General features: G+C 73.9%; 15 protein-coding genes. 6 read left to right on the top strand and 9 right to left on the bottom strand.

From position 1 onward, the window contains the following. Positions 1-44 precede the first annotated feature (44 nt). From C8E97_RS31875 to C8E97_RS31855, 5 genes are all read right to left on the bottom strand, one after another. The gene (locus C8E97_RS31875; RefSeq protein WP_246019290.1) at positions 45-1,379 is read right to left on the bottom strand and encodes a serine/threonine-protein kinase; all 1,335 of its coding nucleotides are present in this window, start codon (positions 1,377-1,379) and stop codon (positions 45-47) included. Positions 1,380-1,999: 620 nt separating this feature from the next. Further along, positions 2,000-2,842 (bottom strand): hypothetical protein, encoded by an 843-nt coding sequence (locus C8E97_RS31870; protein ID WP_121009624.1) that lies wholly within the window; start codon positions 2,840-2,842, stop codon positions 2,000-2,002. Positions 2,843-3,001: 159 nt separating this feature from the next. Continuing rightward, positions 3,002-3,730, bottom strand: a complete 729-nt coding sequence (locus C8E97_RS31865) for a hypothetical protein (RefSeq protein WP_147455290.1) — start codon at positions 3,728-3,730, stop codon at positions 3,002-3,004. 236 nt (positions 3,731-3,966) lie between these two features. Then, positions 3,967-4,863, bottom strand: coding sequence for a hypothetical protein (locus C8E97_RS31860; RefSeq protein ID WP_121009618.1), 897 nt, complete (start codon positions 4,861-4,863; stop codon positions 3,967-3,969). 192 nt (positions 4,864-5,055) lie between these two features. Continuing rightward, positions 5,056-5,373 (bottom strand): hypothetical protein, encoded by a 318-nt coding sequence (locus C8E97_RS31855; protein ID WP_121009615.1) that lies wholly within the window; start codon positions 5,371-5,373, stop codon positions 5,056-5,058. 64 nt (positions 5,374-5,437) lie between these two features. Here C8E97_RS31855 and C8E97_RS31850 point away from each other — a divergent pair, with 64 nt between their 5' ends. Continuing rightward, positions 5,438-6,505, top strand: a complete 1,068-nt coding sequence (locus tag C8E97_RS31850; protein ID WP_121009612.1) for an arginase family protein — start codon at positions 5,438-5,440, stop codon at positions 6,503-6,505. Here C8E97_RS31850 and C8E97_RS31845 read toward each other — a convergent pair. Next, complete coding sequence (locus C8E97_RS31845; protein WP_121009609.1) at positions 6,474-6,743, bottom strand: chorismate mutase; 270 nt, start codon at positions 6,741-6,743, stop codon at positions 6,474-6,476. The genes C8E97_RS31850 and C8E97_RS31845 overlap by 32 nt on opposite strands. Before the next feature lie 216 nt (positions 6,744-6,959). Here C8E97_RS31845 and pcrA point away from each other — a divergent pair, with 216 nt between their 5' ends. Beyond that, a complete protein-coding gene (gene pcrA, locus C8E97_RS31840; protein WP_121009606.1) occupies positions 6,960-9,284 on the top strand; it encodes a DNA helicase PcrA in 2,325 nt (774 codons plus the stop codon). Here pcrA and C8E97_RS31835 read toward each other — a convergent pair. Beyond that, positions 9,247-10,590, bottom strand: a complete 1,344-nt coding sequence (locus C8E97_RS31835) for an MFS transporter (RefSeq protein WP_211347172.1) — start codon at positions 10,588-10,590, stop codon at positions 9,247-9,249. The genes pcrA and C8E97_RS31835 overlap by 38 nt on opposite strands. Before the next feature lie 54 nt (positions 10,591-10,644). Here C8E97_RS31835 and C8E97_RS31830 point away from each other — a divergent pair, with 54 nt between their 5' ends. Beyond that, a complete protein-coding gene (locus C8E97_RS31830; RefSeq protein ID WP_121009600.1) occupies positions 10,645-11,064 on the top strand; it encodes a winged helix-turn-helix transcriptional regulator in 420 nt (139 codons plus the stop codon). 369 nt (positions 11,065-11,433) lie between these two features. On the opposite strand, the gene C8E97_RS31825 is transcribed toward C8E97_RS31830, so the two are convergent. Both C8E97_RS31825 and C8E97_RS31820 read right to left on the bottom strand, forming a co-directional pair. Beyond that, a complete protein-coding gene (locus tag C8E97_RS31825) occupies positions 11,434-12,234 on the bottom strand; it encodes a M23 family metallopeptidase (RefSeq protein WP_425470687.1) in 801 nt (266 codons plus the stop codon). A gap of 179 nt (positions 12,235-12,413) precedes the next feature. Beyond that, positions 12,414-13,694 carry an esterase/lipase family protein gene (locus C8E97_RS31820; protein WP_246019288.1) on the bottom strand — a complete coding sequence of 427 codons (1,281 nt, stop codon included), beginning with the start codon at positions 13,692-13,694 and terminating at the stop codon, positions 12,414-12,416. A gap of 98 nt (positions 13,695-13,792) precedes the next feature. On the opposite strand from C8E97_RS31820, the gene C8E97_RS31815 reads away from it, so the two are divergent. The 3 genes from C8E97_RS31815 (at position 13,793) to sucD (ending at position 17,756) form a co-directional block, all read left to right on the top strand. Beyond that, entirely contained in the window at positions 13,793-15,415 is a 1,623-nt protein-coding gene (locus C8E97_RS31815; protein WP_121009594.1) for a hypothetical protein, read from the top strand. Between the two features lie 251 nt (positions 15,416-15,666). Further along, a complete protein-coding gene (gene sucC / locus C8E97_RS31810) occupies positions 15,667-16,836 on the top strand; it encodes an ADP-forming succinate--CoA ligase subunit beta (RefSeq protein WP_121009591.1) in 1,170 nt (389 codons plus the stop codon). A gap of 2 nt (positions 16,837-16,838) precedes the next feature. Next, entirely contained in the window at positions 16,839-17,756 is a 918-nt protein-coding gene (sucD, locus tag C8E97_RS31805; RefSeq protein ID WP_121009587.1) for a succinate--CoA ligase subunit alpha, read from the top strand. Positions 17,757-17,842 lie beyond the last annotated feature (86 nt).

Below are 17,842 nucleotides of genomic sequence, written 5' to 3'. Positions count from 1 at the left end.
GTTGCGCCACCCCAACGGGTTCGGGCTCCACCTTACGAGGTTTCTCAACCACCTGGCGCCGCCTCCGAGGCGGTCGTGGTCGTCGTGGTGGTGGTCGTCGTCCTCGTCGTCGTCGTGGTCGTCGTGGTGGTGGTCGTCGTGGTCGTGGTGGTGGTCGTCGGCGGCTGGGTGGTGGTCGTGGTGGTCGTCGTCGGCTCGTCGTACGTCGTCTCCGGCGGCACCGTGGTGGTGGTCACAGGTGTCGTCGTCGTGGTCGGCGTGGGCGTCTGCGACGAACTGGTGTTGCCCACCTGCGGGCCCTGCGGGTCCTTCCGGTCGAACACGCCCAACATCACCAGGAGGAAACCCAGCAGCAGCAGGCAGACGAGCACGACGGCGGTGATCACCAGCGGCCGGGTGTTGTTCGGCTCGGTCGCCGGCGCGGTACCGGGCGACGTCGCGCCGCCCGTGCGCTGGTCGGGCCGCACCACGCGGGTGCGGTCGGGGTCCAGCACCGTCGTCGCGCCCGCGACCGGCGCGGTGACCTGGGTCGCCGCGGGCACGCCCGCGAGGCTGGGCGTGCGGCCGTGGGCGACGGCGCTGAGCATGTCGCGCGCCTGCGCCATCGTCGGCCGGTCGTCCGGGTTGTAGTTCAGCAGGACGAGCAGGACGTCGGTCAGCGGGCCGTCCAGCGCGGGCGGGTTGATCCGCCCGGCCGCGACGGCGTGCAGCACGCCCAGGGTGTTGTCGCTCAACCCGAACGGCGGCTCGCCCTCGGCCGCCGCGTAGAGCGTCGACCCGAGCGAGAAGACGTCCGAGGCGGGCGTCGGGTCCTGGCCGCGCGCGATCTCCGGCGCGAGGTAGGCGGGCGTGCCCGCGATGAGGCCCGTCTTGGTGACGGTCACGTCGTCGCTGGCGCGGGAGATGCCGAAGTCGGTGATCTTGACCAGGCCGTTGTCGGCGAGGAGCACGTTGCCCGGCTTCACGTCCCGGTGGACGATGCCCGCGGCGTGGGCGGCGGCCAGCGCGGCGGCGGCCTGCGCGCCGATCCGCGCGACCTCGACCGGGTCGAGCGGGCCGTGCTCGGCCATCGTGTCGGCCAGGCTGTTGGACGGCAGGTACTCCATGACGAGGCACGGAGCGCCGTTCTCCTCCACCACGTCGTAGACGGCGATGGCGTTGGGGTGGTGCAGCTTCGCGGCGATCCGGCCCTCGCGCATGGCGCGCTGGATGGCCTCGTCCTGCTCGGTGGCGTCGAGGCTGGGTTGGAGCAGCAGCTGCTTGACCGCGACGATGCGCCCGAGGCGCTCGTCCTGGGCGCGCCAGACGACGCCCATGGCGCCGCTGCCGATCCGGTCGAGGAAGCGGTAGCGCTCGGCGATGAGCCGGCCGTCGGTCACCGGACCACCTCGCTGGGGCGCTGCGGGACCGCGGCAAGGGCAGCAGGTCTCACGCTCGGGCTCCTCGTCGTGCGGATCGGTGCGCGGACAGCCTACCCCGCCGGTGACGACGGCTTTCGGGCCGTTGCGCAGGTCACGCCGGCTACGTCCGGACCGGGAAGGGATACCTGAATCCGGGTCGGTCGGCCACCTGTTCGGGTGAAGATCGCGACATTTGAGTCCGAACGGCCCAACGCGCGAGCGCCGTGGGATTCGCGGTGCCGGGGCCCGTCCGTCCCGCGCTGAGCCAACCACACGGCGCGGGCGGGAGCCGGCCCGTGGCGGGGATCGGTGGAGTGCTCCTCGGCACAGTCGGGCACGGTCGGCCCGGCCCCGGTCGCGTCCGGGCGCCGGTGTCCGGGGTGTGGCGCGGTGGCCCGGTGGGCGGTGCGAGCCGTTGGCCGCCCGCCTCGTTCGGGTGAGGGACGGGCGGGTGATGGGGCCGGTGCCCGGTGACGGGGCGGAGTCCGGTGCGCCGCGCGTGCGCCGGTGCGCCGGCGGGCGTGTCCCGCGTCGCGCGTCCGCTCGCCGGGCGCGTCGGCCGTCCGGGGTCGGGCCCCGACCGCCTCGTCCCGCCGTGCCTAGCGCTGCTGCTGGGCCGGCGCGAAGAAGTCGAACCCGCCGATCGGCTCCAGGATGCCGCCCAGGTCGATGCCGATCCCGATGCCCGGCGCCTCGGAGGGCGGCGGCGTCGAGGGCCGCGTGGACGGCGGCGTGGACGGCGGCGTGGAGGGCTGGGTGCCGGTCGACGGCGGCGGGGTGGTGCTGTCCGAGGACGGCGGCGGGTTGCCGGTGCTCGACGGGGGCGCCGGTGGCTGCGTCGTGGGCGGCGTGGTGGTCGACGGCGGGTGGTCGGTGGTGGGCGGCTGCTCGGTGGTCGGCGCCTGCTCCGTGGTGGTGGCGGCGGGTGGCGCGGGCTGCTGCGTCGCCCGCTGGCGCTTGGTGGTGGTGGTGGTCGTGGCGGTGCTCGACGACGTCTCCGTCTGGTCGGTGGTCTGCGGCGCCTGCTGCTGCTTCGCCGCCGCCACCAGGTCGTTGCCGACGGTGTTCGTGCTCCGCGCGGCGGGCCGGGTGTCGAAGCGGACCTCGGCCAGCGGGCGCTCGTCCGGCGACGACAGCAGGTTGGTCGCGGTGAACGCCACCGCGCCGGCCAGGACCACGCCGCCGCTCGCCATCGCCACCAGCTTCGGCACCGACAAGCCGCCGCCGCGCTCCTCCTCGCCCGCCCGGCCCTCGCGGCGCAGCAGTTCGGTGATGTGCAGCTCGCGACCCGACAGGTCCCGCCCCGGTGCGAACCGGACGGTCTCCTCGTCGGTGATCCGCGGGATCGGCTGGGTCTCCGCCTCGCGCCGGGCGATCAGGTCGGCGACGGACAGCTGCGCCGTCGCGCCGTCCCGTCGACGGCGTTTGTCGTCGTTCGACACCGGAGATCACCTTTCCCGAAGAGTTGCGTTGAGCTACCAGCCGGGAACATGGATACCGAATCGTGACCGAATCCGTAACCCCTTTGGGCGAACTTTCCTCATTAATAGCCAATGTTATCCACGCACAGTGATGGCGGTCAGCTTGATCGTCACCCAGCGTCAACTGCGTTGCGCTGAGAGGACCTGCGTGCCGACGATGCGCGGGCGGCTGGTGTCGGTCAACCAGAACGCCTGCTCGACCCTCATCCACCGCCCCGAGACCTCCTGGAGCGACACCACCGCGAGCACCGAGCCGTCCGGGCGGAGCACGGTCGAGTCGACGCTGATCGCCCGGATGCCGTCCCACGACGCCGCGAAGTCGCGCGTGCTCTCGCCGACCAGCTCGGGCGCCAGCAGCCGCACCGCGTCGGCGGGCTTGGCGGGCAGCAGGTCGTAGAACTGCCGCACCGCCTCCACCCGCGGTTTCGCCCTGGCCGTCACCGAGGGCGGCGGCACGACCTCCGAGGTGCCCGGCGGCGGTTCCACCGGCACGTCGGCGACCGGCGGCACGAACGGTTCCCGCGCGGGCTCCGGCGCGTCGGGCACCCCGCCGAGCTCCGCCGCCAGCACGTCCGGCCGCAGCGCGGACGACCCGGTGATCTCGCCCGGCGGCTCGGCGTCGGGCTGCTCCCGGCCGCCGCTCCGGGTGCCGGCGAGGATCGAGGCCGTCACGACGAACGCGAGCAGCACCAGCGCGCCCGTCGTCAGGCCGACGGCCTTCGCCGCCCGGTTGGCCCGGTGCGGCGCGGCCTGGTGCGTCGGCTCCCCGAGCAGCTCGCTGACCAGGGCCTCCGACGCGGTCCGCGCGTGGTGCGGCGCGTGCGGCGGCGCGGGTTGCCTCCTGATCAACTCGGCCACCGTGACCGATCCCGCGCGGTTGTGCCTGCGACCGCTCGTCGTGAGGCGTTGCACTGGCGACTCCCTCGTGCCTGTGTCGTCAGCGAGAACTCGTACCGTGCCGGACCAGCGCGAATCCAGTCGATCGGCGGCATTCACCCTTTCGTGGCGGTCAGTGGCGAGCCGCGGTCCCTCGATCGGGCGATCAAGTGGGGGGAGGGCCGAAGTCGTGCGGCCGGGACCGACCGCTAAGCGCCGGCGAACGGCCGCTCGTCGCGGATCACCAGGTCACCGGTGGTGGTGAAGACCAGCTCGCGCTTCTCGGTCCGCCGCGTGCCGTCCTGCTCCGTCACGTGCAGCGTGCTGACCGCGACGCCGCGCACCGGGTCGACGCTGACCTCGCTCACCCGGACCTCCGCGACGTCCGCGAACCGCCGCTCCAGCAGCGCCTCGGCGTCACCCCGGAACGCGTCCGAGACCAGCGACAGCGCGCCGCCGGCCGCGAGCAGCTCGTAGAAGCGCTCGGCCCGCGCCGCCATCTCCGCGCCGTCGACGAGCGGCGCCGCGGCGTTGGGCACCGTCCGGACGGTCGGCGGCGGCGGCTCGTCCGGCGTCGGGCCGGGCTCCGGGACGGCGGCGGTGCCCGCGGGCGCGACCGCGACCCGCGCCGGCCGGCCCGCGGTCGACCGGAGGCCGTCGGGCCGCGCGGCCGGCGTGCCGATGACGCCCAGGCCCGCCTGGTACGGCGGCGCGGTGGCGGTGGGACCCGGCACGACCGGCGCGGCGCTCGGGTAGCCCGGCATCCCGATCGGCTCCGCGGGCGCGCTCACGCCCACCAGCTCGGCCGCAGCGTAGGCCAGGCCGACCAGCACGGCGGCCGACGACAGCACCGCGAACCACGCGGCCCGCCGCCACGTCCGGGGCGGCGTCACCGAGGCGGGCACCAGGCCGATGTCGAACTTGCGCAGCCCCGCGGCGTCGGTGTCCGCCAGCGGGTCGCGGGTGCGCTGGAGCGGCAGCTCGTCCAACCGGATCGCGCGCGGCGCGGTGGCCGGGCGGGCGGGACCGCCGCGCGGCGGCCGCCGGGCCGCCCCGTCGTCGTCCAGCCGGTGCCGACCCGACCGCTGCTGCTCCGCGATGTCCATGCCTGTGCCGACCCCTCCCACCCCGCCCGCCCGGCGCCGGGCCGGTCGTCGTCCGCCTGTCCAGGGGGGCAGGGGTCGGGGTGGGACGAGACCCTGCGCCGAGGCCAGGGTAGGTGGGGAATCCGCTGGTGGCAGGCCGGATCAGGGGCGGATCAGCCTTGCGGGAGCGCGTGGCACCCGACCGAGTGAAGTTCAGCTTCCGCTGTTCAACCGCTTGCGGCTGCTCTGCAACGCGTTCGTGGCCGTCAGGCCCGCGCCACCGGCGATCAGCGCGCCGATGATGTCGCTGGCGGTGTTGCCGCCGGTCGTGATCAGCAGGCCGACCAGGGCGATGACCGTGGTGACGCCGGCGACGGTCCACCGGCTGCGGACGTACTGCGCGATCGGCGCGCCGGCCGCTCGCTTGGACTTGGCCGCCGAGCCGAGCATGGCCAGGTAGCCGTCGTGGGCCAGCGTGGCGAGCACGCCGAGGATCGCGATGAGGCCCGTGATGAGGCCGAGGACTCCCATGACCCCAGTGTGCCCCGCGACAACGGAGTTGGTGCATGGGTGATCGCCCTGATATCCCCCTGGTGTGGAGTTGTTCTGGCATGACGCCTGTCTGGAGCACGACACCGGCGAGGGGCTGTGGGAGCTGCCCGGCCGGTGGGAGTGGTTGGACGCGCCCGAGCCGCACCCGGAGAACGCGGCGCGCCTGCGCACGTTCCGGCACGCCCTGACGCACGGCCCGGTCGCGCCGCACCTCACGTGGTCGACCGGCCGGTTCGCCACGGACGAGGAGCTGGCGCGCGTCCACTCGGACGCATACCTCGCGCACGTGTACAAGGCGTGCCACGCCGGGGAACGGGTCTCACTGGAGACCAACACGGTGGTCGGCCCCGGCTCGTGGGACGCGATCCGCGCCGCCGCCGGCACGGCGCTCGCCGCGTGGGAGGCGGTCGAGTCCGGTCGGACCCGCCTGGCGTACGCGCTGGTCCGACCGCCCGGCCACCACGCGCAGCGGTCGCTCGCGGACGGCTACTGCATGGTCAACAACGCGGCGCTGGTCGCCGAGACGGCCCGCCGCGCCGGGCGGCGGGTCGCGGTCCTGGACTGGGACGTCCACCACGGCAACGGCACCCAGGACGTCTTCCGCGACGCCGAGGACGTCCTCACCGTCTCCGTCCACATGCGGCACGGCCCGTGGGGCGTGAACCACAAGCAGACCGGCGGCCCCGAGGAGAGCGACGGCGCGAACCTGAACATCGAGCTGTCCCTCGGCGCGGGCGACACGGCCTACCACCGGGCGCTGACCGAGGTCGCCCTGCCCGCGATCCGGGCGCACGGCGCGGACTTCCTCGTCTGCGCCTCGGGGTTCGACGGCTCGGCGTTCGACCCGAACGGGCGGCACAACCTGACCGCCGCGGGCTACCGGGGCATCGGCCGGGAGGTGGCGGCGCTGGACCTCCCGACCGTCCTCACCCAGGAGGGCGGCTACCTGCGGGGCTACGCGGCGCTGTGCCTGCACGCGCTGGTCGAGGGCCTGGTGGGCACCGGCCCGCTGCTCGACGACCCCCTCGCCTACGTGCCGGACGAGACCCGGCTGGTGGACCGCGACCTGGCCAGGGCCGTCACCGGCCGAGCGGCCCGCGACCGAGCTTGAGCAGGATCATCGCGAGGTCGCGACCCTCCGGGCCCAGCTCCTTGTAGCGGTTGAGGACGTCGATCTCCCGGTTGTGCACGATCCGGGTGCCACCGGCGGCCATCCGCGCGGCGCCGATGGTCCTGGACACTGCCACGCGCCGCTTGACCAGGCGCAGCAGCTCCGCGTCCAGGTCGTCGATCTCCTTGCGCAACGCGTCGATGTCCTCGTGCGCGGGCGCGGTGTCGGTGCTGTTCATCGGGGTGGCCTCTCGACTGGTGGTGGAGCCCCGGTCCCGGAAGCGGCGAAGCCCCGGAATCCGAGGACTCCGGGGCTTCGTGGGTGCTTGGCGCGCTAGCGGTCCACGGGAGCCGGAGTCCGGTTCCCGTAAAAAAACTCGAAGTGGGCCGTGCGCACCGCGCCATCATGCCACAGCCGACGGGTTGTCGGGGGCACCCGGTAACGTGAACACACGATGAGCGCCTTGTTCGACTTGCCCTCAAGTCCCCCTGCTGCCCGGTCCTCGAACCTGCTGGACGACCTCAACCCGGCCCAGCGCCGGGCGGTCGAGCACGCCGGTTCGCCGCTGCTGGTCGTCGCGGGCGCGGGCTCGGGCAAGACCAGGGTGCTCACCCGCCGCATCGCCTACCTGCTCGCCGAGCGCCACGTGCACCCCGGCGAGATCATGGCGATCACGTTCACCAACAAGGCCGCGGCCGAGATGAAGGAGCGCGTCGCCGACCTGGTGGGCCCGCGCGCCCGCGCGATGTGGGTGTCGACGTTCCACTCGATGTGCGTCCGGGTCATGCGCCGCGAGGCGAAGACGCTGGGCATGTCGTCGAACTTCTCCATCTACGACTCCGACGACACGCGCCGGCTGATCACCCTCGTCGCGCGCGACCTCGACCTGGACCCCAAGCGCTACCCCGCCCGCACGCTCGCGATCCACATCTCGAACCTGAAGAACGAGCTGGTGGACGTCGAGACGGCCAAGGAGCAGGCGGGCAACGACCTGGAGCGCCGGGTCGCCGAGGTCTACGAGAGCTACCAGCGCCGGCTCACCGAGTCGAACTCGCTGGACTTCGACGACCTGATCATGCGCACGGTCGAGCTGCTCCAGCGCCACCCGGACGTGGCCGAGCACTACCGCCGCCGCTTCCGGCACGTGCTGGTGGACGAGTACCAGGACACCAACCACGCCCAGTACACGCTGGTCCGCGAGCTGGTCGGCACCGGCCAGGACGGCGTGCCGCCGGGCGAGCTGTGCGTGGTGGGCGACGCCGACCAGTCGATCTACGCCTTCCGCGGCGCGACGATCCGCAACATCGTGGAGTTCGAGCGCGACTACCCGCAGGCCACGACGATCCTGCTGGAGCAGAACTACCGGTCCACGCAGACCATCCTGACGGCCGCGAACGCGGTCATCTCGCGCAACCCCGGCCGCCGCGACAAGCGGCTGTGGAGCGACCTGGGCGACGGCGAGAAGATCGTCGGCTACGTCGCGGACAACGAGCACGACGAGGCGGCGTTCGTCGCGGGCGAGATCGACCGGCTGGTCGACGGCGGCGACGCGAACAACGGCGAGATCGCCGTGTTCTACCGGACGAACAACCAGTCGCGCGTGTTCGAGGAGATCTTCATCCGGCTCGGCCTGCCGTACCGGGTGGTCGGCGGCGTGCGGTTCTACGAGCGGCGCGAGGTGCGCGACGCGCTGGCGTACCTGCGGACGCTGGCCAACCCGGACGACACGGTGTCGCTGCGGCGCATCCTCAACGTGCCCAAGCGCGGCATCGGCGAGCGCGCGGAGGCGTGCGTCTCCACCTACGCCGAGCGCGAGCGGATCAGCTTCGCGCAGGCGCTGCGGGAGGCCGTGCGCGGCAAGGTGCCGATGCTGAACCCCCGGTCGCAGAAGGCCATCGCCGGGTTCGTCGAGCTGCTGGACGAGCTGGGCGAGCTGGTGGAGCGCGGCGACGACGTGGCCGACGTCCTGGAGGCCGTGCTGGACCGCACGGCGTACCGGGCGGAGCTGGAGGCCAGCGAGGACCCGCAGGACCACACCCGCGTGGAGAACCTGAACGAGCTGGTCACGGTCGCGCGCGAGTTCACCGACCTGGGCGCGGCGGCCCAGGCCGAGGCGGGGGAGCCCGCCGACGAGGGCCTGCCCGCCGAGGGGTCGCTGGCCGCGTTCCTGGAGCGCGTGTCGCTGGTCGCGGACGCCGACCAGGTGCCGGACGCGGAGTCCGACGGCGTGGTCACGCTGATGACGCTGCACACCGCGAAGGGTTTGGAGTACCCGGTGGTGTTCTGCACGGGCTGGGAGGACGGCGTCTTCCCGCACCTGCGGGCGCTGGGCGACCCGACCGAGCTGGCCGAGGAGCGCCGCCTGGCCTACGTCGGCATCACGCGGGCCCGGCAGCGGCTGTACCTGTCGCGGGCGCTGGTGCGCTCGGCGTGGGGCCAGCCGTCGGCGAACCCGGCGTCGCGCTTCCTGGACGAGATCCCGGCGGACCTGGTCGAGTGGCGGCGGGTGGAGCCCAAGCGCTCCGGGCCGTCCACCGCGACGACGTGGGGCCGCCGCTCCGACTCGCCCGCGCGGCCCGCGCCGGCGAACGCCGCGTGGAAGGACACGCCCGCGCTCAAGCTGGACGTGGGCGACCGGGTGAGCCACGACAAGTACGGGCTGGGCAGCGTCGTCGCGGTGGACGGCTCGGGGCCCCGCGCCACCGCCACCATCGACTTCGGCAGCGCGGGGAAGGTCCGGCTCATGCTGATCGGCGGCGTGCCCCTCGTGAAGCTGTGAGGGCGGCCGGCAGGCCCGCCGCCACCGGCACCAGCGCCGCGAGCCGGTAGCCCTCCAGCGGGGTGTCGCCGAGCGCGGCGACGGCGGTCACGCCCGCCACGCCGAGCGCCGCGCCGAACTGGAACGACGTGTTGTACAGGCCGCCCGCGAGGCCCTGCTCGGCGTCGGCGACGCCGGTCGTGGCGACGATCGTCATCGGCCCGTACGCCAGCGTGAGCGCCAGGCCGACCAGCAGCGCGGACGGGAACAGCTGCCAGTAGCCCCAGCCCTCGTCGATCCGCAGGAGCCACGCGTAGCCGGCGGTCGCGGAGAGCAGCCCGGCGGTCATCACCCGGACCAGGCCGAACCGCCGGACCAGGTGCGGCGTCAGGGTCGGCGCGAGCACCGCGTCGACGCCGCTGACGAGCAGCGCGAGACCGGTCTCCAGCGCGGACCAGCCGAGCACCTGCTGGAGGTAGAGCACCGCGACGAGTTGGAAGCCGAAGAACGACCCGGCGAACAGCAGCGCCACCAGGTTGACGCGGACCAGGCCGCGGACGCGGAGGACGCCCGCCCGCACCAGCGGCTCGGCGGCCCGGCGCTCGACCACCGCGAACGCCGCCAGCAGCGCCAGGCCGCCGACGAGGGCGGGCCAGGCGCCCTCGGCGATGGCCAGCACCAGCAGCAGCATCCCGCCCGTGGCGGTGGCCGCGCCCGCCACGTCGAACCGGCCGCCCCCGTGCCCGGTGTCGCGGGGGATGACCCGCACGGACGCGACGAGGACCAGCAGCGCGAGGGCGACCGGGGCGAAGAACACCCACCGCCAGCCCACCGCGGTCAGCAGCCCGCCGGCGACCATGCCGAGGGTGAACCCGGCCGCGCCGACCCCGCCGTACACCAGGAGGGCCCGGTCGCGCCGCGGGCCGTCGAACGTGGTGGTGATGATGGAGAGGCCCGTCGGCGTGAGGAACGCGGCGCTCACGCCCGTGACGAACCGGGCGAGGATGAGCACCCACCCGTCCTGCGCGAGGCCGCCGAGGCCGGAGAACGCCACGAAGACGGCCAGCCAGCACAGGAACACCCGACGCCTGCCGAGCAGGTCGGCCGCGCGCCCGCCGAGCAGCATGAAGCCGCCGTAGCCCAGCACGTAGGCGCTGATCACCCACTGGAGGCCGCCGGCGGTCATGCCCAGGTCCGCCTGGATGGACGGCAGCGCGACGCCCATCAGGGAGACGTCGAGGCCCTCCAGGAAGATCGCGCCGCACAGCACCAGCAGGACGCCCCACTCGCGCCCGCCCAACCGTGCGGTGGTGTCCGTAGTCGCCACAACCCCTCCCAATTCCTTGCATGTGCATACAAGGTTGGGTGAGGATGGGCGACCGTGGAAGAGGGCACTTCGAAGTCACCTGGGCACCGCGAGGGAACCGAGGACGACCCGAGGCAGTGGGACACGCGGTCCGACTGCCTGGTGCGCGACATGTTGGACCGGGTGTCCGACAAGTGGTCGTTGCTGGTCATGGGGTACCTGGAGGACGGGCGGCAGCGGTTCAACGAGCTCGGGCGCAGGGTCGACGGGGTGAGCCGGCGCGTGCTGGCCGCCACCCTGCGCCAGTTGGAGCGCGACGGGCTCGTGGAGCGCACCGCGCACCCGACCGTGCCGCCGTGCGTGGAGTACGAGCTGACGCAGCTCGGGGCGACGCTGCACCGCACCCTGCGGCCCCTAGTGCGGTGGGCCGAGGAGCACGAGCAGGACGTCATCGCGGCGCGCGCGGCGTTCGACCGGCGGTCGGGCGCGGCGTGACACCGGCCATTCCGGGAACACGGGAATTCCGGGGCAACCCCACCGGCTTCCGGGCGTCTTAAGGGTGTCGCGAGCGGAACGGCCGGGGCGATCGGGGCGAACCGGTCGGCGGGAACCGCTCGCGGGCAAGGGGGACGCGGGAGCCGCTTCGGGGGCGGCGAGCGCGTGACAGGGGATCACCGGGGGGTGGTCCGAGGGAGAGCGAAGGCCGGGTCGCGGGTGCGACCCGGCCTTTTCCGCGCCGTGGCGGTGGTGCCGTGCGGAGGCGCCGCAGCGGGGTGTTGCAGCGGGGTGTTGCAGCGGGGTGGCGGTGGCTGCGGGTACCACCGCGGACGTGCGGTCGGTCCGACGCGGGCGGTCGGCCCGGCTTCAGACGGTGATGCCCCTGGAGTTCAGCCAGTCGAGCGGGTTGATCTTCTTGCCGGCCGGGTTCCAGACCTCGAAGTGGAGGTGCGGACCGGTGGAGAAGCCGCGGTTGCCCATGCGCGCGATCTGCTCGCCCGCCTGGACGACCTGGCCCTTGCGGACGGAGTAGGTGTCCACGTGCCCGTAGACGGTGACCGTGCCGTCGGGGTGCTCGACCTTGACCCAGAGCCCGAAACCGCTTGCCTGACCGGCCTCGATCACGACACCATCCGCGGCGGACAGGATCGGCGTGCCGATCGGTCCGGCGATGTCGATGCCGTAGTGCATCTCGCCCCAGCGACCGCCGAAACCGGAGGTGAAGTCGCCGTTCGCGGGGCGGGCGTACTTCGGGCGCTTGGCCTCGGCCTCGGCCGCCTCGCGGTCCTCGGTGATCCGGGCGCTCTTGGTGAGCTTCTGGGCCTCGGCGGCGGGGTCGACGGTCTTGGCGACCGGCAGGACCTGCGGCGACGCCGGTCCGGTGCCGCCGACGCCGAACGCGGCGGCGCCGTCGGCGGCGGCGTTCGCGAGGGGCGTGACCTCGTCGGCGGGCGCTTCGGGGCCGGAGCCCAGCGCCTGGAGCGTCTGACCTGCGCCGGCGGCGGCGAACGCGCCGACGGCGACGGCGGCGACCACGATCCGGCCGCGCAGCGCCGAGGGCGGCGGCGGGAGCCGGTGCGTCCCGGTGGGACGCGTGGAGGCGCGGTCGACCGCGTCTTCGAGCACAGCGGAACTGCCTGGGCCGCCGGGGGAGCGGTGTCGGGACAAAACCATGCCTTCCGTCTTCGGGGAGTCCGGTCGACACCGGGCGGGGGAACCCGGTTGAGCCAGTCGGGGTACCGGCTCGTTGTCCTGCTTGTGACCAGACCGTGACAACGGACCGGGGGACAGTAACGGGGCGAGAGCCTCGTAGGCAATCCCTGACCGCGATGTCTACCGATTAGCGGTCAGGGGGAGGGCAGGGGTGGGGCGAGGTGACGGTCGGTCGAAGTCGCGCTCGCGAAACCCTCACTTACAGGCACGATGGGGTGGTTCTCGGTGTCCTGCGGACGAGTGGCCGCCGTCACGATCACGTGCACAGTGCGAGTATCGACCGGTAGTGAAAGGTGACCTGAATCACGTATCTGGTGCTCCTCGACGAGCAACGAGGGGTGCTCCAACCGGGCGTGCCGCTGCGGGATCACGACCTGGTCCAGCTCGCTCCACACGACCACGAACCGGGTCCGGCACGGCGGGCAGGGCGCGGCCAGCTCGGACAGGAGCTCCGAACCGGGGCGCAGCTGGCGGGTCAGCGAGGTGGGGAAGAGGTAGGCGGCCAGCGTCCCGCCGTGCGGGGTGCCCAGGGTGATCAACGTGCGCACGCGGGCGTCGCCGCGCAGGCGCTGCACGTAGTAACGGGCGATCAGGCCGCCCAGCGAGTGGCCCACGACGTGGACCCGGTCGGACCCGGTCTGCTCGCAGATCCGCTCGACGTGCTCGCCGAGCAGCGCGGCCGACCGCCGGACGTCGCCGGTCAGCGCGGTCAGCACGCTGAAGTTGACGGCGTGCACCACCCCGAAGCCGCGCCTCCGCAGCGCCCCCGACAGCACTGCGAAGGCGGACCGGTTGTCCCCGATGCCGTGCACCAGCACGATCGGGGTGCCCGCCGCGTCCATCGCCGAAACCAGCAGGCCGCGCCGCCGCGGCGAGAGCCGGTCGGTGCGGTAGTGCCGGAGGTGCCCCTCGGGCCGCCACCGCTGCTCCAGCGCGCCCCACGGGTAGAGCACCGCGTGCGCGGCCAGCCACGCCGCTTCCACCACGGCGCCGCGCACGCCGCCGGGCGTCGCGACGCCGCGCGCGACACCGGCCACCCCGCCCAGGACGCCGCCGACCACGTCCGCGCCCGCGCCGACCGCCTGGCGGACCGCGTCGGCCCTCGCGCCCACCGCGTCGCGGACGGTGCCGATCCCGACCGCGTCGCGCACGGTGTCGGCGTCGGTGCCCACCACGTCCGTCCCGGTGCCCACCACGTCCGTCCCGGTGCCCACCGCGACGGCGTCGGTCCCCGTGCCCACCGCGTCGCGCACCGCGTCGACGCCGGACCCGACCGCGTCCCGGAGGGCGTCCGCCCCGGTCCCGACCGCGTCCCGCACGGCGTCGGTCCCGGTGCCGACCGCGTCGCGGACCGCGCCCACCCCAGCCCGGAGCCCGGTACCGACCCGCTCGAAGATCGACCGCGCGCCACCCATGAGGCTGAAAGTAGGTGAGATTTCCACGAAACGGGACTACCCGACGGCGGTCGTGGACATGCCGGGCCGCTCCACCGCCGTTTGCTAGCGTCGGGCCGGTGATCCGCACCGCTGAAGCGGCGCCCCCGGCGTCGAGCAGGCTCCGCACGGCGTTCGGGTTCGCGGCGGCGGGCGCGCTGTGCGGCGCGGTCGGGGCCGCGCTGCCGGTGGTCGACGGCAGCGCGCCGCCCGCGTACACCGCGTGGCCGCTGCTCGCCGCCCTCGCCCTGCTCCCGGTCGGCGTGGCCGCCTTCTTCCTGAGCCGCCGCGCGACGACGACGGCCGCCGCCGCGCTCGTGCCCGCGGGCGTCTTCGCGGTGGGCCGGTTCCTGGTCGACCTCCAGGTCCTGGCGGACCCGCTCACCGCGGCCAGGCCCGAGCTGTACCTCCCGACCGCGCTGACCGCGCCGGGCCCGGCCGCCGGCCTGTGGGTGCTGCTCGCGGGCCACGTCCTCACCGCCGCCGCGGGCCTCGTCGCCGCCACCGCCCGGACCGAACCGGAGGGCGGCCGGTCCGAGCGGTTCGGCCTCCCGGCGACGGCGGGTGTCGTCGGCGCGGTCGGCCTGTGCATGGCCCCGTTCGGTTCCTCCGACGCGTTCATCCCGGCCGGCGGGCCGCTGGACGCCCCGCTGCCCGCGCTCGCCGGCGGGTTGCTCGTGGCGCTCGCCGCGCCCGTCCTGGCGGTGCTGTCGGCCAGCTCGGGCGACCCGGACGCCCGCCGGGGCGGCCTGCTCGGCATCGCCGCCGTCCTGGTCGCGCTCGCCGCGCCCGGCCTCGCGACCGCCGTCGCCGTGGACCGGGTCGACGCCGCGCCGGGGCCGTTCCTGGTGCTGGGCGCGGCGGTGGCCCTGGCGTGGCCCGCCACCGGCCGGGCCGGGCACGACCTCGCGCTGCCCGGCCGCCGCCGGCTGCACCTGATCGCCGCGGTCCTGGGCGTCGCGACCGGGGCGTGCGCCGCGCTCGGCGCGCTCACCCGACACCTCGACGTGCCGGCGGGCGTGACGCCGCCGACCGACTACGCCGCCCGCCTGCTCTGGCCGGCGGCGGTCGCCGTGGCGCTGACGGCGCTGCTGCCCAAGGCCCGCCCGGCGTTCGCCGTCGCGCTCGCGGCCGTCCCGCTCGCCGCCGGGCAGGCGCTGGACGCCGCGCTCAACGCCGCCAAGGTGCCGTCGGTCGGACCGGGTCCGGGCGTGTGGTTCACCGCGCTGGCCGTGCTCCTCGCCGGCGCGGCGGCGAGCACCGCCGCGCTGGCCGGCGCGGTCGAGCGGGACGAGGAGGGCGCGGACCGGACGTCGCCGCCGCTGCCGCTGCTCGCCGCCGCGCTGACGGCCGGGCTGGTCGCGGTCGGCGCGTTCGCGCTGCCGGTGCTGGCGGCGCCCGGCTACGTGCCGATCACGGCGTTCGGCCTGCGGGTCGGCTCGTGGGGCCTGCTGATCGCCCTCGTGGCCGTGCTGGTCGCCGTCGGGCTCTCCCTCGTGTCCCGTCCGGGCAGGGGCGCGGCCCTGCTGCTCGGGGCGGCCTGCGTCACCGCGACCCGCGCGCTGGAGTACCCGTTCTCCGCGTCCCGCGCGGCCGGGACGGAACCAGGGCCGGCCCTGTGGCTCGCGCTCGCGACGACCGCGCTCCTGCTGGTCGCGGCCGCGATCCGGGCCGACCGCCGATCCGCTCCCCGACCGGGGTGACGCCCGCGCCGCGCGGGGTGGTGATCGACCTCACCACCTTTATGACCGACCTCACGGGTGTGGGGTGCGGAGTGGTCCGCGCAGGTCGATAGTGTTCTGCGCAGCCGCGTCGAGCCGGTCCCCCCACGGCTATGCCGGCGTTCCAGGTGATGCCTGGTACGTGTGGGCACCAGGCCCCAGCCTGGAGCGCCGGACCTTTCGAGGACCGCACAAGGACGCGGTGTCCGACACCGACGTCGCAGGAGACCCGAGTGGACCTGTACGAGTACCAGGCGAAGGACCTCTTCGCCGCACACGATGTCCCGGTGCTGCCGGGCGACGTGGCGAGCACCCCCGACGAGGCCAAGGCCATCGCCGAGCGGTTCGGCCGGACCGTCGTCGTCAAGGCCCAGGTCAAGACCGGTGGCCGCGGCAAGGCGGGTGGCGTCAAGCTCGCCGAGGACCCGGACGAGACCAAGGTCAAGGCGGAGGCGATCCTCGGCCTGGACATCAAGGGCCACGTCGTCCACCGCGTGCTGGTGACGCCCGCGTCCGACATCGCCGAGGAGTACTACTTCTCGTTCCTCCTCGACCGCGCCAACCGCACCTTCCTCGCGATGGCGTCCGTCGAGGGCGGCATGGACATCGAAGAGGTCGCCGCGACCAAGCCCGAGGCGCTGGCCAAGGTGCCCGTGGACGCGATCAGGGGTGTCGACCGGGCCAAGGCCGACGAGATCGTGGCCGCCGCCAAGTTCCCCGCCGAGGTGGCAGACCAGGTCGCCGACGTGATCGTGAAGCTGTGGGAGACCTTCGTCGCCGAGGACGCGACCCTGGTCGAGGTCAACCCGCTGGTCCGCGACCCCGAGGGCCGGATCGTCGCCCTCGACGGCAAGGTCACGCTGGACGAGAACGCCTCCTTCCGCCACCCCGGCCACGAGGCGCTCGTCGACAAGCAGGCCGAGGACCCGCTGGAGGCGAAGGCCAAGGCCAAGGGCCTCAACTACGTCAAGCTCGACGGCCAGGTCGGCATCATCGGCAACGGCGCCGGGCTCGTCATGTCCACGCTGGACGTCGTCGCCTACGCGGGCGAGCGGCACCAGGGCGTCAAGCCCGCGAACTTCCTGGACATCGGCGGCGGCGCGTCCGCCGAGGTGATGGCCAACGGGCTGGACATCATCCTGCACGACCCGGACGTGCGCAGCGTCTTCGTGAACGTGTTCGGCGGCATCACCGCCTGCGACGCGGTCGCCAACGGCATCGTCGCGGCGCTGGGCATCCTGGGCGACGAGGCGACCAAGCCACTGGTCGTCCGCCTCGACGGCAACAACGTGGAGGAGGGTCGCCGCATCCTCGCGGAGGCGAACCACCCGCTGGTGACCGTGGTTGACACGATGGACAACGCGGCCGACAAGGCCGCCGAGCTCGCGGCTGCGGGGGTCTGACGATGGCTATCTTCATCAACAAGGACAGCAAGGTCATCGTCCAGGGCATGACCGGCGCCGAGGGCACCAAGCACACCAAGCGGATGCTGGCGTCCGGCACGAACATCGTCGGCGGCGTGAACCCGCGCAAGGCGGGGGAGAAGGTGACCCTCGACGCCGGCTCGGGTGCGGGCGCCCCGCAGGAGGTCGTGCTGCCGGTGTTCGGCACCGTGGCCGAGGCCATCGAGGCGACCGGCGCGAACGTGACCGTGATCTTCGTCCCGCCCGCCCACGCCAAGGCGGCCGTGATCGAGGCGATCGACTCCGGCATCGGCCTGGCCGTCGTGATCACCGAGGGCATCCCGGTGCACGACACCGCCGCGTTCTGGGCGCACGCCGTGGCCACCGGCAACAAGACCCGGATCATCGGCCCGAACTGCCCCGGCCTGATCAGCCCCGGGCAGTCCAACGCGGGCATCATCCCGGCCAACATCTCCGGCGCGGGCAAGATCGGCCTGGTGTCCAAGTCGGGCACGCTGACCTACCAGATGATGTACGAGCTGCGCGACTTCGGCTTCTCGACCGCCATCGGCATCGGCGGCGACCCGATCATCGGCACCACGCACATCGACGCCCTGGAGGCGTTCGAGGCCGACCCGGAGACCTCGGCGATCGTGATGATCGGCGAGATCGGCGGCGACGCCGAGGAGCGGGCCGCGGCCTACATCAAGGACCACGTCACCAAGCCCGTCGTGGGCTACGTGGCGGGCTTCACCGCGCCCGAGGGCAAGACGATGGGCCACGCGGGCGCGATCGTGTCCGGCTCGGCGGGCACCGCCCAGGCCAAGAAGGAAGCCCTGGAGGCGGCGGGCGTGAAGGTCGGCAGGACGCCGTCCGAGACCGCCGCGCTCATGCGGGAGATCATGGGCTCGATCGGCTGATCAGCCACCTGATCGGGGAAGGTCATCTCCACCCGGAGGTGGCCTTCCCCGCAGTTGTGCGTCCGTCAATGCGCACATCCGGGGGA

It is taken from the genome of Saccharothrix australiensis, from assembly GCF_003634935.1.
Lineage (GTDB): Bacteria > Actinomycetota > Actinomycetes > Mycobacteriales > Pseudonocardiaceae > Actinosynnema > Actinosynnema australiense.
The sequence above is the reverse complement of the archived record's forward strand: the minus strand, read 5'-3'. Positions and strand labels throughout refer to the sequence as shown.